Raw genomic sequence first — 21,956 nt, 5'->3', positions numbered from 1 at the left:
GGAGACACCCTCTCCCCGACCCTCCCCCGCAAGCGGGGGAGGGAGCGCAGCGCAGCCGCGGATACATCTCGTTTCATCGATTGCCAGATCCTCAATGCCGCTCACCCTCGAAACCCGCGACCTCACCATCCGCTTCGGCGGCCATGTCGCGGTCAACAACGTCTCCTGCACGTTTCGCCCGGGCGAGCTCACCGCCATCGTCGGGCCGAACGGCGCCGGCAAGACCACCTATTTCAATCTGATCTCGGGCCAGCTCCGCGCTTCACACGGCAGCATCCTGTTCGACGGCACCGACATCACGGGGCAGTCCGCGCCGATGCGCACCCGCGCCGGTCTCGGACGAGCGTTCCAACTGACAAATCTCTTTCCGAATCTCACCGTGGAAGAGAACGTCCGCCTCGCGGTGCAGGCTGCCAGCGGCACCCATTACGACATGCTGCGGCCCTGGATGGTGCGCCGCGATTTGATCGCGCGTGCCGACGCCATCCTCGACCAGGTCGCGCTCGGCAGCCGCCGCGGCGTCGCCGCGACCGCGCTGTCCCATGGCGATCAGCGCAAGCTCGAGGTCGCGCTGATGATCGCGCTGGAGCCGAAAGTGTTCATGTTCGACGAGCCGACCGCCGGCATGAGCATCGACGAGGTGCCCGTCGTCCTCAACCTGATCGCGCAGCTCAAGCAGGACAGGAGCAAGATCATCCTTCTCGTCGAGCACAAGATGGACGTGGTGCGCTCGCTCGCCGACCGCATCATCGTGCTGCATAACGGCCAGCTCGTCGCCGACGGCCCGCCCGCGGAAGTGATCGCCTCGCCGATCGTGCAGGAGGCCTATCTCGGCGTCGCGCCCAAGAACACTGCAGGGGACGCTGCAGGGGACACTGCAGGGGACACTGCAGGGAGCGCAGCATGACTGACCTGCTCAAGCTCTCCGGCGTGCACACCCATATCGGCCGCTATCACATCCTCCAGGGCATCGACCTCGCAGTCCCGCAAGGACAGGTCACGATGCTGCTCGGCCGCAACGGCACCGGCAAGACCACGACGCTGCGCACCATCATGGGCCTGTGGCAGGCCTCGAAGGGCGAGATCACCCTGGCCGGCGAGCGCATCGAGAGCCTTGCCACGCCCGACATCGCGCGGCGCGGCGTCGGTTACGTGCCGGAAAGCATGGCGGTGTTCTCCGATCTCACGGTGAAGGAGAACCTCGTGCTCGCGGCCCGCGACGGGCCGCTCGACGACACCCAGCTCGACTGGATCTTCGGCTTCTTTCCGGCGCTGCGCCGCTTCTGGCTATCGCGCGCGGGAAGCCTCTCGGGCGGGCAGAAGCAGATGCTGTCGATCGCGCGCGCCATCGTCGAACCGCGCAAGCTGCTGCTGGTCGACGAGCCGACCAAGGGGCTCGCGCCGGCCATCGTGATGGCGCTGATCGAGTGCCTGAAGGAGATCAAGCGCAAGGGCGCCACCATCCTGCTGGTCGAACAGAATTTCTTCGCCGCCCGTGAGCTCGGCGACAACGTGCTGGTCATGGACAACGGCACCATCGTCCATCGCGGCGAGATGGCGGCGCTCGCCGCCGACGTATCGCTGCAGGAGCGGCTGCTCGGCCTGAGTCTGGAGGCGCATCAGTGAGTGACATTGCCGCAACCGATCCGCTGCCGAAGCCGAAGCGGGATCTCGCACCGATCCTGCTGCCGGTCGCGCTCGCCCTTCTGATGATCCCGCTGATCGGATCGACTTCTTCCTGGCTCACGCTGACCGTGGCGAGCCTCGCCATGGGCATGATGATCTTCATCATGGCCTCCGGGCTGACGCTGGTGTTCGGCCTGATGGACGTGCTCAATTTCGGCCACGGCGCCTTCATCGCCGTCGGCGCCTATGTCGCCACGCTGGTTCTGGCCCCGTTCGCGGCGTCCATTCAGGCGGATTCGCTCTGGATGAACCTCGCGGTGCTGGCCCCGGCCGCGCTGCTGTCGATGGCGGTCTCCGGCGCGCTCGGCCTGGTCGTCGAGCGCGTGCTGATCCTGCCCGTCTACGGCCAACATCTGAAGCAGATCCTGATGACGACCGGCGGCCTGATCGTCGCCGAGCAGACGCTCTATGCGCTGTGGGGACCGCAGATCATCCCGATGCCGCTGCCCACCTCGCTGCGCGGCTCGTTCATCCTCGGCGACGTCGCGATCGCCAAGTACCGCGTACTGGCGATGCTGATCGGCCTCGCCATCTTCATCGCGATCCAGTTCGTGCTCAACCGCAGCAAGGTCGGCCTCCTGATCCGCGCCGGCGTCGAGAATCGCGAGATGGTGGAGGCGCTCGGCTACCGCATCCGCCGCCTGTTCCTCGGCGTGTTCATGACGGGATCGGCGCTGGCCGGTCTCGGCGGCGTGATGTGGGCGCTCTATCGCGAACAGGTGCACGCTTCCATGAGCGACGACCTCACGGTGCTGATTTTCATCGTCGTCATCATCGGCGGCCTGGGGTCGATCGGCGGCTGCTTCATCGGCGCCATCCTGGTCGCCATGGTCGCCAATTACGGCGGCTTCCTGGTGCCAAAGCTCGCCCTCGTATCCAACATCCTGCTGATGGTCGCCATTCTGATGTGGCGGCCGCGCGGCCTCTATGCGGTGACCAGCCGATGATGATCCTCTCAGGCGATCCGCCGCGTAGCCGCATCCTCACGCTCGTTCTCGTCGTCATCATCCTGGCGCTCGCCGCGACGCCGTTCCTGTTCCCGGGTGCCAAGGCGCTGAACGTGGCGGCCAAGATCTGCGTCTTCGCCGCGCTGGTCGCCTCCTACGACCTCCTGCTCGGCTATACCGGCTCGGTCTCGTTCGCCCACACCATGTTCTACGGCATCGGCAGCTACGCCATCGCGATCGCGCTGTACGGGATGGGCCCGAACTGGGCGGCGGTCGCAACCGGAATCGTCGTTGGCCTGCCGCTCGCAGCTCTGCTCGCTCTGGCCATCGGGCTCTTTTCGCTGCGCGTCGCGGCGATCTTCTTTGCCATGATCACGCTGGCCGTGGCGTCCGCCTTCCAGGTGCTGGCCTCGCAGCTGTCCTGGCTGACAGGGGGCGAGGACGGACGCAGCTTCCAGCTGCCAGAGCTGCTGCGCCCCGGCACCGTGCTGATCCCCAAGAGCCTGTTCGGCTTCGAGATCAACGGCCGGATCCTGACCTTCTATCTGGTGTTCGCCGTTTCGGCGCTGATGATCCTCGCCTTGCTGCGGGTCGTGAACTCGCCGTTCGGGCGTGTGCTGCAGGCGATCCGCGAGAACCGGTTTCGCGCCGAGGCACTCGGCTTCCGCACCGTGTTCCACCTGACCTACGCCAACTGCCTCGCGGCACTCGTGGCCGCCAGCGCCGGAATCCTGAACGCGCTGTGGCTGCGCTATGCCGGCCCCGATACCTCGCTGAGCTTCTCGATCATGCTGGACATCCTGCTGATGGTCGTGATCGGCGGCATGGGCACGATCTACGGCGCGCTCATCGGCGCCACCATCTTCATCCTCGCCCAGAACTATCTGCAATCGCTGATGGGCGTTGCCTCCAACGCGGCGGGCGAAGCCGGCCTGCCGCTGCTGCCGGGGCTGCTCCATCCCGATCGCTGGCTGCTGTGGCTCGGGCTGCTGTTCATCGCCAGCGTCTACTTCTTCCCGACCGGCGTGGTCGGGCGGCTGCGCAAGGCCAGCGGCGACAAGAGCGCCGGCAGCTCGCATTAAGCCTTTGGTAATGATGCAGCGCGGCGTTTGCTGCGCGCGCCGCACAACCGTGACGGGCTTCCCGCTGCGCGACATGCGGACGCCGTGGCTCAACCGGATTAATACTTGGGTAACTTGCTTTCCTAAGGTTTGCGCCATTTGTGCGGTGTATTCCTGTTCCTCGTGTGAGGTGGAATGCGCCAGGTCCTTTCTACGGTGGCTGCCGGAATGTCTCTTGCCGTAAGGAGCGGCTGGGAGGCCTTGGCGCGACGTAGTCCCGTCCTGTGGTTGACCCTGTGCGGCGTGTTGCTGGTCGCCGGAATCTTCGCCGTCACGGCCATGGCCGTCGGCGAGTTCCGCGAGCGGACCCTCGCCAACCGCGAACGCGAGCTGGAAAACACGGTGCAGCTGATCGCGCGGCATTTCGATCAGCAGTTCGAGGATTCCGATGTCGTCGCCGCCGATCTGATCGGGCAGATGAACCTGGCCGACATCACCTCCCCGGCAATGTTCCGCGAGCGCATGTCCGGTCCCGACACGAACCAGATGCTGCGCAGCAAGATCAGCTCCGTGTCCCATCTGGGCGACATCGCGATCTATGATGCCGACGGCGAGCTGATCAACTGGTCGCGGGCCCACCCGCTGCCCAAGATCAATATTTCGTCCCGGGCCTACTTTCAGACGTTCAAGACCAATCCGCAGTCCGAGACGGTGCTGCTGGAATCCGTCCGCAGCTTCATCATCAACAAATGGACCACGATCGTCGCACGCCGGTTGACCGGCGCCGACGGCACCTTCCTCGGGGCGATGGTGCGCCGGATCGACCCGGACAGCTACCGGCAGTATTTCGCGTCTGTCGCGCTAGCCGAGGGTACGGCCATCTCGCTGTTCGACCGCCAAGGCAAGATGCTGGCGCGCCATCCGCATGTCGAAGAGCTGATCGGGCGCAACCTCAGGGATGCGCCACTGATGCGGAAGGTGCTCACCAAAGGCGGTCAGCAGACTCTCCGCGTCAGGGGCCTCATCGACGACGAGGAGCGGCTCGGCTCGGCGGCATCGCTGACGCATTTCCCGCTGATCATTGTCGGCACCAACACCACGGCGGCGGCCCTTGCGGACTGGCGGCAGCAGACCGGCTTCATGGTCACGACCGCAGCGCTTTCAGCCGCCGTCATCGCGCTGATCCTGTATCTGATCATCCGCCAGATCAACCGGCAGAACCGTGAGGCGCAGGAGCGGATCGAAGCGAAGCGGCTTCAGCTCGACACCGCGCTCAACAACATGTCGCAAGGGTTGATCCTGTACGACGCCGCCGGTTACATCGTCACCTGCAACCGCCGCTACGCCGACATGTTCGGCCTCTCCCACGACGTCATCAAGCCGGGCTGCCACATCCGCGACGCGATGTATCATCGCAAGGAGCGCGATGCGTTCGACGGCGATGTGGAGACATTTTGCGCCGACGTGATGAGGATCGTCGCCGAAGGCACGGTCTCGACGAGAATTCATCAGTTGGCCAGCGGCCGCGCCTTCCAGGTCATCAACACCCCGCTCGCGCAGGGTGGATGGGTCGCCACGATCGAAGACATTACCGAGCGCCGCAACCTGGAACAGGAGCGCGACCGCAACTACACCTTCCTGCGCGAGATCATCGATCACATCCCCTCGCAGATCACGGTGAAGGACGCCCGAACGCGGCAATATCTGCTGATCAACCGGACCGCCGAGCAGCAATTCGGCCAATCGCGCGAAGTCATCGTCGGCAAGACCCCCTTCGATCTTTACCCGGAAGAAGCCGCCAGACTCGTCACCGAGGACGACAGCAGAGCGCTGCAGGCCGCCGGCGGATTGTTCAAGGACGAACATCCCTGGCGAAGCCAGACCAAGGGGCTGCGCTATATCACCTCGACCCGGATCGGCATTCGCGACAGGTCCGGCGAGCCGCGCTACCTCATCAGTGTCGTCGAGGACGTCACTGAGCGGCGCTACGCCGACGAGAAGATCGCGCATCTGGCGCACTACGATGCGCTGACCGACCTGCCGAACCGAACCCTGTTCCGCGAGCAGATCGAACGCGAGCTGGCGAAGGTCGCCGGCGGCGAACGGTTCGCACTGCTCTACATCGACGTCGACGAATTCAAGGGCATCAACGACTCGCTCGGCCATCACGTCGGCGACGAGCTGTTGAAGGCGATCGCGGACCGTCTCCGCGGCTGCCTCAAGCCGGGCGACCTGATCGCGCGGCTCGGCGGCGACGAATTCGCGGTGATCCAGACCGGGATCGAATCCCCCGCCGACGTGCTGTCCTTCCTGACGCGGATCTACCGGGCGATCCGGCAGCCCTATCATTGTCTCGGCCATCAGCTCTCCACCGATGCCAGCATCGGGATTGCACTGGCGCCGCAGGACGGAGCCGATCTCGATCAGCTGATCAAGAACGCAGACCTTGCAATGTACGGCGCCAAGGCCAATGGACGCCGCACCCACCGCTTCTTCGAGCCGGAGATGGATGCGAGCGCCAAGGCACGCCTGAGCATGGAGCTGGATTTGCGGCAGGCCCTCGTGAATGGCGGCTTCGAGATTCACTATCAGCCGCTGGTCGACCTGCGCACCAACGAAGTCTCCGGCTGCGAGGCGCTGCTGCGCTGGCGGCATCCCGAGCGCGGCATGGTGTCGCCGGCGGAGTTCATTCCGGTCGCCGAGGACACCGGCCTGATCAACGAGCTCGGCGACTGGGTGTTGCGGATGGCCTGCAACGAGGCCGCGACCTGGCCGGCGCATGTGCGCGTCGCGGTCAACGTCTCGCCGGTGCAGCTCAAATGCGACACGCTGGCGCTGCGGATCGCTGGCGCGCTCGCCGCCTCCGGCCTGAACCCGCGTCGGCTCGAGCTCGAGATCACCGAGGCCGTGCTGATCCGCGACGACGAGGCGGCGCTCTCGATCCTGCATCAGCTCCGCTCGATCGGCGTGCGCATCGCGCTCGACGATTTCGGCACCGGCTACTCCTCGCTGAGCTATCTGAAGCGCTTCCCGTTCGACAAGATCAAGATCGACCGCTGCTTCGTCGCCGACATCGCAGAGGCGAGCGGCTCGCCCGTGATCGTGCAGGCGGTGGTGAACATTGCGGCCGCCAGCAGCATGACCACGGTCGCCGAGGGCGTCGAGACCGAGGCACAGCGCGACATGCTGCGCGCGCTCGGCTGCACGCAGATGCAGGGCTATCTTTTCAGCGCGCCGAAGCCGGCCAGCGAGGTGCGAAAGCTGTTCGGCCCCGGCGACTCTGCGCCCGTGGCTGCGGTGGCCTGATGGCGAGGTCGAGGACAGTTCCGGCCACAGCCGTCGACGTTGCGGATTCCTATGCCGTGCGGCTGATGCAACACCTGGTGGTGCCGACCTTCGTGATCGACCCCAAGCGCCGTGTGGTGATCTGGAACATGGCCTGCGAGCGATTGACCGGCGTCGCCGCCTCCGAGGTGATCGGCACCGGCAAGCACTGGCAGGCCTTCTACGAGACAAGGCGCCCCTGCCTTGCCGACCTCGTCGCGCTCGACCGGCCGGAGCAGCTGCCGGAATACTATTCGGAATATGCCGCGCGCGGCCATAACGGGCTCGGCTTTTCCGCGGAGAACTGGTGCGTGATGCCGAAGCTCGGCAGCCAGCTCTATCTCGCCATCGACGCCGGCCCGATCCACGACGAGGCCGGACGGCTGATCGCGGTGGTGGAGACGCTGCGCGACCTCACCGACCAGAAGCGCGCCGAGATGGCGCTGAAGGAGCTCGCCACCAAGGACGGGCTGACCGGCCTGGCGAACCGCCGCTCCTTCGACCAGATGCTGTCGGACGAATGGGCCCGCGCCCAGCGCACGCAGAAGCCGCTGGCGCTGTTGTTCGTCGACGTCGACCATTTCAAGCTGTTCAACGACCGCCACGGCCACCAGAGTGGCGACGAGTGCCTGCGCGCGGTCGCTGGCGTCGTCAGCCGCCACGCCATGCGCCCGCTCGATCTTGCGAGCCGCTATGGCGGGGAGGAGTTCGCGCTGATCCTGCCGGACATGGATTGCGGCACCGCCTGCGAAGTGGCCGAGGCGATTCGCTGCGCGGTCACGGCCTTGCAGATCGCCCACGGCGCCACGGGCGCCGGCGACCACGTCACTCTCAGCGTCGGTGTCGCCAGCCACATCCCCGGCGGTGCCGACGGCGGCCCCGACCGGCTGCTGGGCGCCGCCGACGAGGCGCTCTATGTGGCCAAACGCCTCGGCCGCAACCGCGTCATCTGCGCCGAACGGGTTTTAGCCGAGTTCGCCGCCCTCGGCCGGGAGGCCGCGGCAGTTCCGGCGCCCTTCCGGCGCAAAATGGCTTGAATCCGATCCGGCGAGAAGCGGTTGCCCGCCCAGCGCCAATCGGCTACATGAAGCCTCTCTGCACCCGTAGCTCAGCTGGATAGAGCGTTGCCCTCCGAAGGCAAAGGTCACACGTTCGAATCGTGTCGGGTGCGCCAGTCAAATCAAGCACTTCCGAGATTTTGCGTTATTGGCAGGTCTCCTCGGGTAAGCACTGGGTAAGCAGCCTTTTCCAGATTCGGATGGTGAAATGCCCACCGGTCACGGAACGGTCTCTCTGGGCGGAGCCATAGCTACTGCAGCCGTGGCGGCGGTCGGATGGACTCTGGCTTACTTCCTAACTGGGTGGCGCGAAGATCGAACCAAACGTCTGCAGTTGGAGCTTGAGCATGCCTCCGAGCAGATTAGAGAATTTTACGCACCCCTCGCCGCCCTAACTGACCAGCTAGATAGCACCGCGGACGTCTATGATCGTGTGATCGAAGGCAAATCAGAGGAGGAAAGGGACGCGCTGTCGGGTTTATTCTACGCTCGGTTCTTTCTCCCCATCCACGAGCAGATCAACGAAATTTTGAAGAAGAAGGTACACCTCCTGGAAGGCCCTACCCCACCGAAGAGCTTTACCTATTACTTTCAACATTATGCTACGGAGAAGGCCTACTGGAATCTAAGAGGGGAGGGAAAGGACGTATCCAATGTTGTCATCCCGCCTTACCCCTCTGAGTTCTATTGGGACGTCCGGAAAGATTATCACGCAGTTCTGCAGCGATATGAAGACACTCTGCAAGAGTTGCGGCAGCGACGATGGCTTTTCAATTTTCTAGAGGTGAGCACTTCCCGTGCCCGAGCAATCGGGCGCGGGTTGCGGAAGTGGCGCTTGAAAAGAGCAAAGAAAGAGCCTTCGCCGCCCGCATAGCCGGATCCTCCCTATTTTCGGCGCCAATTTTCCGGAATTGGCCGCTCTGGCATGGTTGAAGGCGCATGCAAGCGGCCCTGCGCGGCATCTGCAAGCCAACCGGCCCAACGTTCAATGAGCGCCTCTGATTCAACCTGCTCCATTGGCCAGGCCAGCTGAAATTCAGCCATACCAGCCCAGAGCGCCTTCGCCGCCTCAATCCCCGGATCCGCCATAAAGGGCCGCATCGTCGTGTTTCTGCCCATCAAGGGCGAGACCATGAAGGCCGTTTCGATCCACTCAAATCGTCCCGCCTGGAGGGCGTCGCAATACCATAGCGAATGACTTCTTCCTTCGAAGTCATATCGGTCGCGGGGAACACGAAGAATGATACCGGCGTGAGCTATCACATCGAATGACGGAGCTTCCCACCCCCAAGGAGAGGCCGGTGTCTTCGCAAGAGGCACCAACTCGAGCTGAGCCGTGCCAAGCGAGATAGTGACACCATTCCTCTTCCCTGCCCTTCCCTTCTTCGCACTAGGTGCGGCTTCTAAAATTGCTTCAGACAGTTCACCATATAAGCCGTCGAGCAATGCGGACGCGCCCTGGAATAGATCATCACGCTGCTCTGTAGCGGAGCGAGCTGCGGACGCTTGCCGCTCCGATTCGCTCTGTTTGGCGACTTCGCCAAGATGCGCCTCGCTAAGCTTTCCTAGACCGCCAGAGCGTTGTTGCTGTGATCGCGTCAGTCGAGCAAGCAAGTTCGGAGGTGAGGGACGAGCACCGGGGGCCTTGAACAGCGTCTCCGTGACAATGGCCTTTAGCACCGGCGTTCCTACGTCAATGATCGGAGGTTCATTGTGAAGGTGTTGCTCTCGATAGTCTTCAATGTGAGGGCCAGGAAATGGCTTGCGGCCAACGAGCATTTCAAATGCCATAATTCCCAATGCGTAGACGTCAACAGCGCCAGTTGCCCTCTCAGCTCGCCATCGTTCAGGAGCTGCGTAAGGGGGGCTGAGAGCAAATTTTTGGGTGTCAACTGCCGTCGTTGCCTCCGCGTATCTCGAAATGCCAAAATCCGAAAGACACCACTTGCCATCTAGATAAAGAACGTTTTCCGGTTTCAGGTCTCTATGGATAACCTTGCCATTCAGCTCTACGAGGGCGGAAGCAATGTCGATCAAAATCGGTGTAGCATCCGCCGTGCTGAGCGGCGTTTTGGCGGTTGTCAAATGATCACGAAGGGATTTGCGAGCGCGCGGCATAACGAGAATCCAATGCTCGCCATGTTCACCGCTATCAATTATCGGAACGACCCCTCTCGCTCCCTTTAGATCGACAAACAACAGCTCTCTGCTCGCACCAGGCACTTTCGGTACCAGCTTAATTGCGGCCTTCGACCCATCGGGGCTCTCAGCAGCAAAGACCTGACCAAACCCGCCGGCTCCAAGACGCTCACCGAGAATCCAATCTTTTTTCAGGCTAATGATCGTCAAAGAGCGCTACTCCCAATACCTCATCTTAAATCCACGTCCGCCAAATGGCGATACTCCCTACAACTAGGCATATCAGCGAGCCGATCCCGCCGGTGATCGCAATCCACATTGTCACTTTCATACCCTTGCCTTTGTCGGGCTGCGGCCAATACTTGGAATCAGAAAGCATTCTCACGTCGGTCCAACTATGAAACAGCACTGAACCGCCCCGGGTTTGCCGGAGGCCATTTGGTTTAAGTTATGCCGCCATGGCCGGTTGTTCCAGCATGGCGTAGTAGCGTTGCTCGGCTTCGGCCGGCGGGATGTTGCCGATGGGCTCCAGGAGCCGCCGGTTGTTGAACCAGTCCACCCATTCCAGCGTCGCGAACTCGACGGCCTCGAAGCTGCGCCATGGTCCGCGCCGATGGATCACCTCGGCCTTGTAGAGACCGTTGATGGTTTCGGCGAGAGCGTTGTCATAGGAATCTCCGACGCTGCCGACAGAAGGCTCGACGCCAGCTTCAGCCAGGCGTTCGGTGTATTTGATAGAGACGTATTGGCTGCCCCTATCGCTATGATGCACGAGCCCGCCGCGATGGACCGGTCGGCGATCGTGCAGGGCCTGCTCCAGCGCATCGAGCACGAAGCCTGCGTGCGCCGTGCGGGAGGCCCGCCAGCCCACGATCCTGCGGGCATAGGCGTCGATCACAAAGGCGACGTAGACGAAGCCGGTCCAGGTCGCGACATAGGTGAAGTCGGAGAGCCAGAGGACGTTCGGCCTTGGTGCCTTGAACTGGCGATTGACGTGATCCATCGGGCATGGCGCGGCCTTGTCGCTGATCGTGGTCTTGACGGATTTGCCGCGGATGACCCCTTGCAAACCCATGTCCCGCATCAGTCGCGACACCGTGCAACGGGCAACATCGAAGCCTTCGCGCTTGAGCTGCCGCCAGACCTTGCGCACGCCGTAGACGGAGAAGTTTTGATCGAAGACGCGCCGAACCTCGATCTTCAGCGCGGCGTCCAGCCTGGCGCGCGCCGACCGCGTGGCCGGATCGCGCCGCTTCGCGACATGGGCGTGGTAGGTCGAGGGGGCAATCGGCAACACCTTGCAGATCGGCTCGACCCCATGCGCCCCACGATGATCGTCAATGAAGGCGATCATGGCTTGGACCGGCGGTCGAGCTCCGCCATCGCAAAATAGGCGCTTGCCTTGCGCAGGATCTCGTTGGCCTGCCGAAGCTCGCGGTTCTCCCGTTCGAGCGCCTTCAGCTTCTCGGCCGTATCGGTCGGAACGCCGGTCCGCTGCCCGCTATCGACCTCGGCCTTCTTGACCCAGTCATGCAGCGTCTGCGGCGTGCAGCCGATCTTGGCCGCGATTGACGTCACTGCCGCCCAGCGCGACGGGTGCTCGCCGGCGTGATCCAGAACCATCCGAACCGCTCGGGTCCGGACCTCGGGTGAAAACTTGTTCGTTGTCTTGCTCGTCATGGCTCCATCCTCTCAGGAGTTGGAGCCTCCGGCAAACCCGGGGCGGTTCACACCGCCGCGAAGGTGAAATTCCACCAAGCGGCGAATGCGGCGATGAACGCCGACACAATGCCAGCCACGAACCAAAATAAGGCGACTGAGTAGGATGGAGGATGTTCTCCGGAATGCGCTTTGAAAAGAAGGCCGACGATAGCGCCTGAGTGCATGAGCCACAGGGTATTGACCAGCCAACGACCGTATTCGATCTGTGCTGCCCGAGCGCTTTTCAACAGTTCGAAGCCGAGTTGATACGCAGCTTCAGCCTGCCTCTTGTAAGTCTCCTGATCAAGGCTCATCGACTTGTCCTACTAGGCCGCGCGTTCGCGATCCATGATTATGGAGTAGCGACTGCTCGTGGGAGGGACGCGGACGCATCCTCAACCGGGGCGACTATAGGCGCTTCTTCATCGGCAGCTTTCGGCGCGGCTTTCTTCCGGGTGGCAGCCCGCTGCAAACGCTTGATGTTCTGAAGAGCCGCCTTCGCTTCATCGCTATCGACCAAGTCGCGCTTGATGACTTCCTCACGCAACAAGGTCTTCAGATAGTCGACTTCCACCTTAACGCCGGAACTCATCCGACGAATCTCGCGGCGCAGAACTTCCAGGATGAAGTCGGTCTGCAGAACGGCTGCGACAGTAAACTTGTTCGTGACCTGCTTGTGCAGCAAGAACTCCGCCATCGTGCCCTTTGAAAAGCCTTCGCGACTCAAGTTTCCGAAACACTCCAAGGCTTCTGGACTCTTGGCGCTGGCCTCAATAGCGTCCAGCTCGCAAACGAGAATTTTCTCAATTGGCTGACCGAAATGCACCTTGTAGATACGCCAGTGAGCACCATTCGTGAGCACCACCCACTCGATGCCCTCGTTGGCAGCATAATCGATGGCTTGCTTGACGTGGGCATCCTTGAGGTCGATCCCGATGGCCTTAACTTCGATGATGAATCTGATTTCGTCATCAAACTTCACGGCAAGATCAACATAGGTGCCGCGGATCGCGTACTGGCTAGTGACATGCAGATATTTGTCATAGCCGCAGATGTCGGAAAGCATATCGTTGATGACAGTGACAGTATCAGCCTCGCTGACGTCGCGCTTCAGCAACCCTGACAGTACGCTCTGGTACCTTTTAAGCTGGGTGGTGATCCGAGTAGCAACTTTTGTTGAGAGTTTTGCCATGATTCGCCCCCTAGAAATAAAGGCACGAGCATCATGCAACCTTCCGGCGAGCGCAAGCCCCATTTAGTCGAAGTGTAGCTACTCAGGAGGCCGAGCCGTTCGGCGAAGTGGGCCCGCATTGCTTAGCCCCTCGTCTATGTTGACGAAGGACTAATGGAGTCGGAAGGCCGGCTCGCAAGAGGTAGCGGCTTGCGTCTTAGGCCTCCTCGCGGAATCCTCCGACATGAGCACTAAGTCGCGAGAGGTTATCTGGGGTGGTCGGATCATGGCGCGAAGATCCGAGCCAAGGGAGCTCGCGAGCGCGCCGAGGCGGCCGTTGGCGAAGCCGACCGAGCCGAGGCCGAGGCCTGGTCGGTCCGCATGGAAGGCTTTGGAGGCCCCGCACAGCCCTCCCCGACGATCGGCCAATGCATCAACGGCGGACTCGGCTGGCTGGAAGTCGAGTGCTCTCGCTGTAAGATGCGCAGCAATCTTTGTCTTGACGCCATCCGCCGACGTCCGGAGACGCCGCTCTGGAAGCTGGAAGCTTCGCTGAGGTGCCGGTCCTGCCGCACGCCTCGCTACGCGCCACCTGCCCGAATGATCAAACTGACCGAGACAAGACAGATCACCCCCTACAAGTGGGTGCATCCTACTGAAGAACGTTAGGTCGAGCTGCGAATCAAGTCATTTGAAACCATGTGCAATCTGTATTCGATCACAAACAACCAAGCGGCGATCAGCGCGCTGTTCCGCGCAACCGTAGGCGCGGCCGTGTTCTGCGACATGCGGCGTTCGTGTCAGCGAAGCGGTTCTCGGGAAACTTTGCATCGCCTTGCCGCATGGTTTGGCCGTTTCAGCTACCTTGTCTGCATTGCGACCCCATTCGGCCGGCGGTCGTGGAGCCGTTTTGAGCACAGATCTGATTTCATCGCCGTCAGGTTTTTGCCCCACGCACCACGTCCTGCCACTCCGGATGTCGCTCTATCTGCGCCTTTGCGAACGGGCAGAGCGGAATGATCGCGAACGCTTCGCGCCGCGCGTCCTCGATCGCTCGTCGCACCAGCCGCTCTCCGATCTTGCGGCCGCGCAAGGCGGCGGGAACTTCCGTGTGGTCGATGATGATCAACTTGTCGTTCGCCCGGCTGTAGGTCATCTCGGCTTCGACGCCGTCGACGACGAGCCGGTAGCGTCCCTTCGATGCGCCATCCTCCCGCTCGACCGTTTTGTCGTCGGCTGAATGCGTTTGATCAGACTGCGCGGCATCCGGGGGGCGGACCTGACGTGGCTGTCCGCGCGCGCATTCCAGAAGATCGCGGTCCCATCCTGCCAGATCGGCCGCAGCCTCGTAGGTCGAGACGAGGAAAGCCATCAGGGCTTCGTCGGGATCGGCGGCCGACTGCACGGCATCGTAGGGGAGCATGAATTCAGACAAGCCGTCGTGCCAGAACGCGGCATCGGGCCGGACCGTCGCGGCTCGGTAGCCGTTCGGCGCCGGATAGGCGTAGGCGTAGAAGGCAGGATAGTCGATGCCGCCGCCGCCCGGCCAGAACCCTGCTGACGAAACCTCTCGATCATAAGCCTCCTGCGCCACGTCGTCTGGCAAGGCAGGAATTCCGCCAGGGTGGAGCGGCGCGCGCCGTCCCGAAAAGCGCGTAACGGCGAGGTCGAAGCTGCCCCAGAACAGATGAACGGGGCTGGATTTACCGAGGAAGGAGGTGCGGAACCGATTGAAGACCCTGTCGATCGCCACGAGCGCCTGGTGAAAGCGCTGAACGGCGTGGCTATCATAGGGCCGGTCGCGATGATCTTCGGCGAAGGGGACCGGGTTGGGGACCTCGTTCGGCTGTCCGTTGAATGTCGGCGTGCCGCCGAGGTCCGAAATCAACTTCACGAAGCTGTCGTGGAACGCCGCGACCGTGGACGGCCCGAGCTCGAACGATGCTCGGCGGCCTTCACCGCTGGTGCCAACAACCTTGTGCTCCCGAAAATCAAACAGGATCTCGATGCCCGGGCCGTCGGGTATCGGCGAGGATGCCAGACCGTTCGGCGTGACATAGAAGGTCGCGTGCCACGAATGGTTCAGCCACGGTGTATGAGCCAGCCGGTACTTGCCTGCGACCTGGAGGTAGAGATGCAGAGCTGAACAAGTCTCGCGCCAGCTGAGGTAGTCGAGGTGGGGCCACTTGTTGCTCATTTTGAATTTTCTCCATCCAGCATCTGTACGCGATGTGGCATTTGATCTTCAGCGCTTGAGTTAGGTCCTGGCAATCACTCTATCCGCGCCCGTTATCCTACGCCTGCTGGCAACAACCGGCGAACGGCGCGGCAGAGACTGTTGCGCTGTTCCACGGCAGGACGATGTCAAAGCGCCCGCCAGGCGATGCAGAACTGTTTGATCGCGGCGTCGAACCGATCTTACCGAAACGCCTTGACAAGGCGGTGCGAGGGCTGCTGCGCAGGTGCCAAAATTGCGCTTCTTCCCGGCTACCGGAGAACCGGGGCCGCTCGCTGCGACCCGAACGAGAGTTCCACTTTCGTGAAACTCGATACAGGGCGCCTCGGTGAAACGCAGGGCGCTACGTAACGCGGTCGCCGGCGGCAGGTCAGAATGCTGAAAAGAAGGTGCCGCGCAGCACTTAGCCGCAAGATTGGCAACGTGTCGCAGGTTCCGCGCCGCATTTCGTTCGAAACGCTTGATAGGATCACCGGCTGAAACCCCGAGCGCTTTGTCGGGCACGCTGAGACCTATCCGGATGATTTGCACGGCCTGTTCGCCATGCGTCCCGAAGCGCTCGGCCCTGACCTGCTGGCCCGCGCCCGCGGCCCGACTGGCCGAGTCGCCTTGAGACGAGGTAAGATCATGACCGATACCACGAAGGCCATCGTCCTCCATAAATTCGGTGGCTACGACGCGTTCGAGCTGCGCGATGTTTCCGTACCGGCTCTCGGAGCGCGACAGGTCCGGGTGCGCGTCCACGCCACCGCCATCAATCCCCTGGACATTCAGATCCGCCGTGGCGACTATACCGATTACGTGCCGCTCCCCGCCATCATCGGTCACGACGTTTCCGGTGTCGTGGAAGAGACGGGAGCGGACGTGAGCGAATTCGGAATCGGCGACGAGGTTTACTACACGCCCAAAATCTTCGGCGGCCCCGGCTCCTATGCGGAACAGCATATAGCCGATGTCGATCTGGTCGCGCGCAAGCCGCGCAACATCAATCATCTGGAGGCCGCCAGCCTGACGCTGGTCGGGGGCACGGTCTGGGAAGCTTTGGTGACCCGCGCCCAGCTTGCCGTTCATGAAACGATCTTGATCCACGGTGGCGCCGGTGGCGTGGGCACGGCGGCCATCCAGCTTGCCAAGGCGATGGGTGCGCGGGTCATCACGACGGCGCGCTCCAGCAACCATGAATTCGTACGTTCGCTCGGAGCGGACGAGGTGATCGATCACCGGTCCGACGACTATGTTTCAGCCGTGGCGGATCTAACGCATGGGCAGGGGGTGAACGTCGTGTTCGATACCATCGGCGGCGATACCCTGGCGAAAAGCCCGCTTGCCCTCGCGGATGCGGGACGGGTGATCAGCATCGTCGACATCGCACAGCCGCAAAACCTGATCGAGGCGTGGGGCAGGAATGCCGCCTACCATTTCGTGTTCACCCGGCAGAACCGCGGCAAGCTCGACGCGGTGACGAACCTCGTCGAACGCGGCCTGATCAAGCCGGTGATCGGCGCGGTGCTGCCTCTGGCCCGGGTCGGCGAAACGCATGAACTGCTCGAAAACGGGGGATCGCGCGGACTTCGCGGCAAGGTGGCGGTTGATGTTGTGGGGCAGACTGTGGCGCTTCCCGTCCCTCAATAGATGCCTCCGCAGGGCAGCGGCAGCAGTTACTGCATCGCGATACGGCGGACCGGATCGCGAACCGCCCGACGATAATCGGTCGGACTCATGCGCTGATGCTTGAGAAAGACACGGGCGAGGACCTGGTTTGACGAGTATCCGACCTCCAGGGCGATCTGCGTGACCGGAAGGTCCGTATGTTCGAGCATTTCGCGAACTTTCTCCACTCTCAGTCGCGTCAGGTAAACCCGCGGCGGCACGCCGAGGCTTTGCTTGAACATGCGGGCGAAATGGAACGGTGAAAGCCGTGCCTCGGCTGCCAGATCGTCGAGGCTGATATCATCCGAAAGCCGCGCTCGCATCAGTTCCAGGCAGCGCCGTTCCGCCCAAGGCGCGAGGCCGCCCCTGGCCGGCGCGAACGGCATCCCACCCAGGCTGCAAAGCTCGGCGAGGATCTCGCAGCCCGCCGCGCGCGCCAACAGCCGCGACGGCGCCCCCTCGTCCTCACAGAGAGTCCACAGGTTGCGGACCGCCGATCGGATCGCCGACGAGTCGAACACTCGGCCGTAGATGCAGGAGGTGTCGAACGAGAAGCGGCCGTCGGCCGCCTCGTCGAGCACGCTCTGCCACCGGGCCAAAGGAAACGCCAGGCTGCGGAGCCGATGGCCTTCGTCATTGATCACCGAGGTCGCAAAGTTCGGCGCAGCAACGGCGAGAGTGCCTTTCGCGGTCTTCACATCGAAGCGACCTCCTCCCAGGTCTCCCCTGACACGACTGCAGCCAAGCATGTCCTCCATCAGCACAATGTCCGACACGGCCGGGCGGGACATGTCCCCGGCTGGTCGCTGGACCTCAAGAAGGTCGAGTATCCCGCCCGGGGATTTCGTCATGCGCAAGTAGGACGCATGTCGGCCTTTGCTGTGCCACTGGGCGAATGACGAAGCGGCATGGAAGGTCATTGCCGTCCCTCCAGAGCCGAATGCGCGCGAGGCGAGATCGATGGGCGAACCGGATCGCGAACGGTCCGACGATAGTCGGAGGGGTTCAAACGCATGTGCTGGAGTAAAACCCGGGTGAGGACCTGGTTCGACGAGTACCCAACCTCGAGTGCGATCGCCGTGGTCGGAAGATCCGTCCGTTCGAGCATATCCAGGATTCTGCCCGGCGATTTCCTGTACGCACATAAAAGGCCTGTCGGCCCTCGCAGTAACATTTGCTGAAAGACGAATAGGCAGGCACGCTCATTGCTGTGTCTCCTATTGAATTATCGTATTGCGATCCGCGCGCGCGGCCTGACGAGGCCGCCACCTGAGCTCGCCAGCTCATCTGCCCCCTGTGGTACACCCCGCAACATATGTTGGCGGCCAGACGGGTCCGCAACCTCGCGACGTCGGGACGGCCTGTGGCGTTCCGCCGCGCGGGTCTAGTGACAGCACCATGACGCGTCATCGCTCGCGTGACCGCCGTGCTGATACTCTCCCGTAATCTCTGCACCTCCACGGTGCGTCGGGGCCAGCTATTCAGGTAAGCCCCTCACGTCAGCATCGCGACAATCGGCTGGATCTGGTCGGAGGCGGACGTCACCAGTCCGTCATAGGACGTTTGGCCGTGTGCGGCGGCCTTCAGGATGCATTCGGCCACGGCCGCTTTGAGACCGAAGACCGATTGATGGGCTGGCACGCTCGCCATCACGGTTTCCAGGGCCTGACGCATCGTCTGAATGAGCTCGGAGCTATATTGCATTGGTTGTCCTCCGCTGGCTCATATTAGATCGCGGGCTCATGCCTGCCACTCACAAGCCCGGGATTGTTGTTTGAGATTGATTGAGAATCATCGTCTCAATTCAAACGCCAGATCGCCGCATTGAGCACGCCGGCAAACGCGACCCAGGCCGCATAAGGCACGAACAATGCGGCCGCCAGTCTGTCTCGTGGCATCTCGAGGCCGATGTAGGTCACGATCGCGGCGAACAGGCCGACGAGGATGACGAGCGCGGCGCCGATCTGGTGCATCGTGAACATGACGGGCGACCAGGCGAAATTGAGCGCCAGTTGCGCGGCCCAGGCCAGCATCGCCTTCCCCGACGGAACACGACGAAAGGTCCGCCAGCCCGCGACGGCGATCATGATGTAAAGGATGGTCCAGGCCACCGGAAAGGCCCAGTTCGGCGGCACGAAATCCGGCTTGGCCAGGGCCGCATACCGGTCTCCGGGGAGATTGGTCGCGCCGATCAGCCAGCCGATGCCGACCACGCCCGCCACGAAGAGCAACAACTGAAACATCCATCACCTCGCGCTTCCCCTGGCTCGATTGTATCATCTCTCCATGAGCGAATCCGACACGGTGACCGGCGCGGCCTCGCCGATCCGCAAGATCATCCATATCGACATGGATGCCTTCTATGCGTCGGTGGAGCAACGCGACAATCCGCAGCTGCGCGGCAAGCCGGTCGCGGTCGGCGGCTCCGCGGAGCGCGGCGTCGTCGCGGCGGCCAGCTACGAGGCCCGCAAGTTCGGCGTTCGCTCCGCCATGCCGTCGGTGACCGCGAAGCGGCAATGTCCAGAGCTGATCTTCGTCAAGCCGCGCTTCGAGGTCTACAAGGCGATCTCGAGGCAGATCCGCGAGATCTTCGCCGAGCACACGGCCATCGTCGAGCCCTTGTCGCTGGATGAGGCCTATCTCGACGTGACGGAGAACCTGCAAGGCATTGCGCTGGCGCGGGACATCGCGCGGAAGATCCGCGAGAAGATCAAGGCCGAGACGGGCCTCAACGCTTCGGCGGGCATCTCCTACAACAAATTCCTGGCCAAGCTCGCCTCGGACCATCGCAAGCCCAACGGCCAGTTCGTGATCTCGCCGGAGATGGGGCCGGCCTTCGTCGAGACGCTGCCGGTCGGCAAGTTCCACGGGATCGGCCCGGCAACAGCCGCGAAGATGAACGCGCTCGGCCTGTTCACCGGCCGCGACATCCGCAACCAGACGCTGGAGTTCATGAACGCGAATTTCGGCAAGTCCGGCGCCTATTACTATTGGATATCACGCGGCGTCGACGAGCGGCCTGTCAGGGCCAACCGGATCCGCAAGTCGATCGGCGCGGAGAACACGTTCTCGATCGACCTCGACGCATTCGATGCGCTGGTCGCCGAACTCAGGCCTCTCATCGACAAGGTCTGGCGCCATTGCGAGGCGTCCGGCAATCGCGGCCGCACCGTTACCCTGAAAATCAAGTTCGCCGACTTCGAGATCATCACGCGCAGCAGGTCCGTCGCCGCGGCCGTTGCGGGCCGGGACGAACTGGAGCGGCTGGCCTGCGGCCTGCTCGAAGCCGAGATGCCGCCGCCCAAGCGCGTCAGGCTGCTGGGGGTCTCGCTGTCCTCGCTCCAGGCCGGTGGCGATTCGGAGCCGCAGTTGACGCTCGGGATCTGAATCCGGCCAGAGGACCGCTTCGGCGAACGCGACATCTTTAGCAGCGACGCGGCCCAAAACCTGTCGTAGAGACGTCAAACAGGTCTTTTCGCGATTGATGTTGGAATGCTTGCCTTATTGATACGCCTCGGACTGCGCTTCGAAGACCGCATCGAGGAGCGGCGATTTGTCGACCAATATGTCCGGGGCAGCCTCGGATGGACGCAGATCGCAATGCTGCTCGGCGCCGCCACCTATGCCGGCTACACGCTCTGGGATTGGGTGCTGTACCCCGAAGTGGTTCCGATCACGCTCGCGATCCGCGGCGGCACGGCCGTCTTTATCCTGCTGCCGCTGACGGCGCTGCTGTCACGGCGATGGATGAAGCCATGGGCAGAGACGATCTTCCTCGTCTATTGTGTCATTCCCGGCTGCATCTTGCCCAGCATTTATCTGGTGCTGCCGTCGGGCTTTACCTTTGCCGCGCCCGGCATGATGATGATCATCCTGTTCGTCTCGACCATGCTGCCGTTGCGGATCGGCTCGCTAGCGATTTTCTGCCTGCTCTCGTGGGTGGCGCTGCTGGTCGCCGAGTCGTTCGCGACGACGATGCCGACCGGGCTGAGCTTCATCAATCATTCTCTCGTCGGCAATGCCTACGCATTGTCGCTCTACGCCGTGGCTGCGCGCGAATACCGGGCGCGAAGACAATTCCGGACGTCGGAGGCGTTACAACGGGAAAAGGAACGCTCGGAGAGATCGCTGCGCGATCTGCGCGCGACCCAGGAGCAGCTCGTGCAGGCGGAAAAGCTTGCCTCGCTCGGCCAATTGGTGGCCGGTGTCGCGCACGAGGTCAGCACCCCGCTCGGCCTCGCCCTGACGACCTCGACCACCATGCAGGCCGATCTGCAGACAATGGCTGATGCCTTAGGCGGAGCATCGGTCCGGCGTTCCGACCTGACAAAGGGCATCGACAGGCTCAAGCAGGGGCTCAATCTGACCTTCGACAATCTGCACCGCGCATCCGAGATGGTGCACAGCTTCAGGCAGGTCGCCGTCCATCAGGCCGACGAGGACCGGCGGACCTTCGAGCTCAAGGACTGGCTGTCGGAGTTGATGTCCAAGCTCGGGCCATTGCTGTCGCATCATGGCCTGACGGTCGCGGTCCGATGCCCGGCGGGGATCAAGCTCAACAGCTACCCCGGAGCGCTAGCTCAGGTGATCAGCAATCTCGCTCTCAATAGCGCAGGCCATGCCTATCCTGACAAGAGAGGCGGCCGGTTCGTCATCACAGTCAGCCAGCCGGACCCGACATCCGTCCGCCTCGTCTGCGCTGATGAAGGCATCGGAATTCCCGAGGAGTTGCAGGCGCAGATCTTCGATCCGTTCGTCACGACTGGTCGGGAGAGCGGCCATGCCGGCCTGGGGCTGCACATCGCCTTTAATCTGGTGGCCTCATCGCTGAACGGGCGCCTGCGGCTCGAGAGCACGACGGGTCCGGGGACTCAGATCGCCATGGAGATTCCGCTCCAGGCATGACTCCCGCGGCCAGGTTGGAGCCGCCTCGAAAAGTGAACACAGAGCGCCCGGCGAGTGCGACTGTCGGTGACGGATTTT

General features: G+C 62.7%; 18 protein-coding genes, 1 tRNA gene and 1 other annotated feature. Of the genes, 11 read left to right on the top strand and 8 right to left on the bottom strand.

Annotated features, from left to right (window positions below; translation table 11 throughout):
* The first annotated feature begins 94 nt into the window (after positions 1-94).
* From IVB23_RS22105 to IVB23_RS22070, 8 genes are all read left to right on the top strand, one after another.
* Positions 95-907, top strand: coding sequence for an ABC transporter ATP-binding protein (locus IVB23_RS22105; RefSeq protein WP_247800027.1), 813 nt, complete (start codon positions 95-97; stop codon positions 905-907).
* Positions 904-1,626 carry an ABC transporter ATP-binding protein gene (locus IVB23_RS22100; RefSeq protein WP_247800026.1) on the top strand — a complete coding sequence of 241 codons (723 nt, stop codon included), beginning with the start codon at positions 904-906 and terminating at the stop codon, positions 1,624-1,626. The genes IVB23_RS22105 and IVB23_RS22100 overlap by 4 nt, the downstream gene beginning before the upstream one ends.
* Positions 1,623-2,633: a branched-chain amino acid ABC transporter permease gene (locus tag IVB23_RS22095; RefSeq protein ID WP_247800025.1), complete on the top strand. Its 1,011-nt coding sequence runs from the start codon at positions 1,623-1,625 to the stop codon at positions 2,631-2,633. The genes IVB23_RS22100 and IVB23_RS22095 overlap by 4 nt, the downstream gene beginning before the upstream one ends.
* On the top strand, positions 2,630-3,715 hold the full coding sequence (locus IVB23_RS22090) for a branched-chain amino acid ABC transporter permease (protein WP_247800024.1): 1,086 nt from the start codon (positions 2,630-2,632) through the stop codon (positions 3,713-3,715). The genes IVB23_RS22095 and IVB23_RS22090 overlap by 4 nt, the downstream gene beginning before the upstream one ends.
* A gap of 174 nt (positions 3,716-3,889) precedes the next feature.
* Positions 3,890-7,000, top strand: coding sequence for an EAL domain-containing protein (locus IVB23_RS22085; RefSeq protein ID WP_247800023.1), 3,111 nt, complete (start codon positions 3,890-3,892; stop codon positions 6,998-7,000).
* On the top strand, positions 7,000-8,055 hold the full coding sequence (locus tag IVB23_RS22080) for a diguanylate cyclase (protein WP_247800022.1): 1,056 nt from the start codon (positions 7,000-7,002) through the stop codon (positions 8,053-8,055). Before IVB23_RS22085 ends, IVB23_RS22080 begins: the two co-directional genes overlap by 1 nt.
* Positions 8,056-8,115: 60 nt before the next feature.
* Positions 8,116-8,192, top strand: a tRNA-Arg gene (locus IVB23_RS22075).
* Between the two features lie 92 nt (positions 8,193-8,284).
* Positions 8,285-8,950, top strand: a complete 666-nt coding sequence (locus tag IVB23_RS22070; protein WP_247800021.1) for a hypothetical protein — start codon at positions 8,285-8,287, stop codon at positions 8,948-8,950.
* Positions 8,951-8,961: 11 nt separating this feature from the next.
* Here IVB23_RS22070 and IVB23_RS22065 read toward each other — a convergent pair whose 3' ends face one another.
* From IVB23_RS22065 to IVB23_RS22045, 5 genes are all read right to left on the bottom strand, one after another.
* Positions 8,962-10,425 (bottom strand): serine/threonine-protein kinase, encoded by a 1,464-nt coding sequence (locus IVB23_RS22065; protein WP_247800020.1) that lies wholly within the window; start codon positions 10,423-10,425, stop codon positions 8,962-8,964.
* A 238-nt stretch (positions 10,426-10,663) separates the two neighbouring features.
* Positions 10,664-11,895 (bottom strand): IS3 family transposase gene (locus IVB23_RS22060; RefSeq protein WP_247800019.1). Its coding sequence is split into 2 segments (ribosomal slippage): positions 10,664-11,604 and positions 11,604-11,895, totalling 1,233 coding nucleotides; the frame shifts between segments, so codons are not numbered across the junction.
* Positions 11,495-11,611: a sequence feature (AL1L pseudoknot), on the bottom strand. It overlaps the preceding gene by 117 nt.
* Before the next feature lie 47 nt (positions 11,896-11,942).
* Positions 11,943-12,230, bottom strand: coding sequence for a hypothetical protein (locus tag IVB23_RS22055; RefSeq protein WP_247800018.1), 288 nt, complete (start codon positions 12,228-12,230; stop codon positions 11,943-11,945).
* A 38-nt stretch (positions 12,231-12,268) separates the two neighbouring features.
* Positions 12,269-13,108: a type I restriction enzyme HsdR N-terminal domain-containing protein gene (locus IVB23_RS22050; protein WP_247800017.1), complete on the bottom strand. Its 840-nt coding sequence runs from the start codon at positions 13,106-13,108 to the stop codon at positions 12,269-12,271.
* 916 nt (positions 13,109-14,024) lie between these two features.
* A complete protein-coding gene (locus tag IVB23_RS22045; protein WP_247800016.1) occupies positions 14,025-15,284 on the bottom strand; it encodes a DUF5996 family protein in 1,260 nt (419 codons plus the stop codon).
* Positions 15,285-15,950: 666 nt separating this feature from the next.
* On the opposite strand from IVB23_RS22045, the gene IVB23_RS22040 reads away from it, so the two are divergent.
* Complete coding sequence (locus IVB23_RS22040; RefSeq protein ID WP_247800015.1) at positions 15,951-16,955, top strand: zinc-dependent alcohol dehydrogenase family protein; 1,005 nt, start codon at positions 15,951-15,953, stop codon at positions 16,953-16,955.
* Between the two features lie 26 nt (positions 16,956-16,981).
* Here IVB23_RS22040 and IVB23_RS22035 read toward each other — a convergent pair whose 3' ends face one another.
* From IVB23_RS22035 to IVB23_RS22025, 3 genes are all read right to left on the bottom strand, one after another.
* Positions 16,982-17,893 (bottom strand): AraC family transcriptional regulator, encoded by a 912-nt coding sequence (locus IVB23_RS22035; RefSeq protein WP_061879859.1) that lies wholly within the window; start codon positions 17,891-17,893, stop codon positions 16,982-16,984.
* 574 nt (positions 17,894-18,467) lie between these two features.
* On the bottom strand, positions 18,468-18,677 hold the full coding sequence (locus IVB23_RS22030) for a hypothetical protein (protein WP_061879860.1): 210 nt from the start codon (positions 18,675-18,677) through the stop codon (positions 18,468-18,470).
* A 95-nt stretch (positions 18,678-18,772) separates the two neighbouring features.
* The gene (locus tag IVB23_RS22025) at positions 18,773-19,216 is read right to left on the bottom strand and encodes a TspO/MBR family protein (RefSeq protein ID WP_247800014.1); all 444 of its coding nucleotides are present in this window, start codon (positions 19,214-19,216) and stop codon (positions 18,773-18,775) included.
* 43 nt (positions 19,217-19,259) lie between these two features.
* On the opposite strand from IVB23_RS22025, the gene dinB reads away from it, so the two are divergent.
* Positions 19,260-20,360, top strand: coding sequence for a DNA polymerase IV (gene dinB, locus IVB23_RS22020; RefSeq protein WP_247800013.1), 1,101 nt, complete (start codon positions 19,260-19,262; stop codon positions 20,358-20,360).
* A 105-nt stretch (positions 20,361-20,465) separates the two neighbouring features.
* On the top strand, positions 20,466-21,878 hold the full coding sequence (locus IVB23_RS22015; protein WP_061879862.1) for a HAMP domain-containing sensor histidine kinase: 1,413 nt from the start codon (positions 20,466-20,468) through the stop codon (positions 21,876-21,878).
* The last annotated feature ends 78 nt before the right edge of the window (positions 21,879-21,956 follow it).

The sequence above is a fragment of the Bradyrhizobium sp. 191 genome (assembly GCF_023100985.1).
Classification (GTDB): Bacteria; Pseudomonadota; Alphaproteobacteria; order Rhizobiales; family Xanthobacteraceae; genus Bradyrhizobium; species Bradyrhizobium diversitatis.
The sequence above is the reverse complement of the archived record's forward strand: the minus strand, read 5'-3'. Positions and strand labels throughout refer to the sequence as shown.

Excerpts from the sequence above, each read along its gene's own strand:
- IVB23_RS22105 (WP_247800027.1), top strand. The coding sequence starts at position 95 with ATGCCGCTCACCCTCGAAACCCGCGACCTCACCATCCGCTTCGGCGGC.
- IVB23_RS22100 (WP_247800026.1), top strand. The coding sequence starts at position 904 with ATGACTGACCTGCTCAAGCTCTCCGGCGTGCACACCCATATCGGCCGC.
- IVB23_RS22090 (WP_247800024.1), top strand. The coding sequence starts at position 2,630 with ATGATGATCCTCTCAGGCGATCCGCCGCGTAGCCGCATCCTCACGCTC.
- IVB23_RS22085 (WP_247800023.1), top strand. The coding sequence starts at position 3,890 with ATGCGCCAGGTCCTTTCTACGGTGGCTGCCGGAATGTCTCTTGCCGTA.
- IVB23_RS22080 (WP_247800022.1), top strand. The coding sequence starts at position 7,000 with ATGGCGAGGTCGAGGACAGTTCCGGCCACAGCCGTCGACGTTGCGGAT.
- IVB23_RS22070 (WP_247800021.1), top strand. The coding sequence starts at position 8,285 with ATGCCCACCGGTCACGGAACGGTCTCTCTGGGCGGAGCCATAGCTACT.
- IVB23_RS22055 (WP_247800018.1), bottom strand. The coding sequence starts at position 12,230 with ATGAGCCTTGATCAGGAGACTTACAAGAGGCAGGCTGAAGCTGCGTAT.
- IVB23_RS22050 (WP_247800017.1), bottom strand. The coding sequence starts at position 13,108 with ATGGCAAAACTCTCAACAAAAGTTGCTACTCGGATCACCACCCAGCTT.
- IVB23_RS22045 (WP_247800016.1), bottom strand. The coding sequence starts at position 15,284 with ATGAGCAACAAGTGGCCCCACCTCGACTACCTCAGCTGGCGCGAGACT.
- IVB23_RS22040 (WP_247800015.1), top strand. The coding sequence starts at position 15,951 with ATGACCGATACCACGAAGGCCATCGTCCTCCATAAATTCGGTGGCTAC.
- IVB23_RS22035 (WP_061879859.1), bottom strand. The coding sequence starts at position 17,893 with ATGACCTTCCATGCCGCTTCGTCATTCGCCCAGTGGCACAGCAAAGGC.
- IVB23_RS22030 (WP_061879860.1), bottom strand. The coding sequence starts at position 18,677 with ATGCAATATAGCTCCGAGCTCATTCAGACGATGCGTCAGGCCCTGGAA.
- IVB23_RS22025 (WP_247800014.1), bottom strand. The coding sequence starts at position 19,216 with ATGTTTCAGTTGTTGCTCTTCGTGGCGGGCGTGGTCGGCATCGGCTGG.
- dinB (WP_247800013.1), top strand. The coding sequence starts at position 19,260 with ATGAGCGAATCCGACACGGTGACCGGCGCGGCCTCGCCGATCCGCAAG.
- IVB23_RS22015 (WP_061879862.1), top strand. The coding sequence starts at position 20,466 with ATGCTTGCCTTATTGATACGCCTCGGACTGCGCTTCGAAGACCGCATC.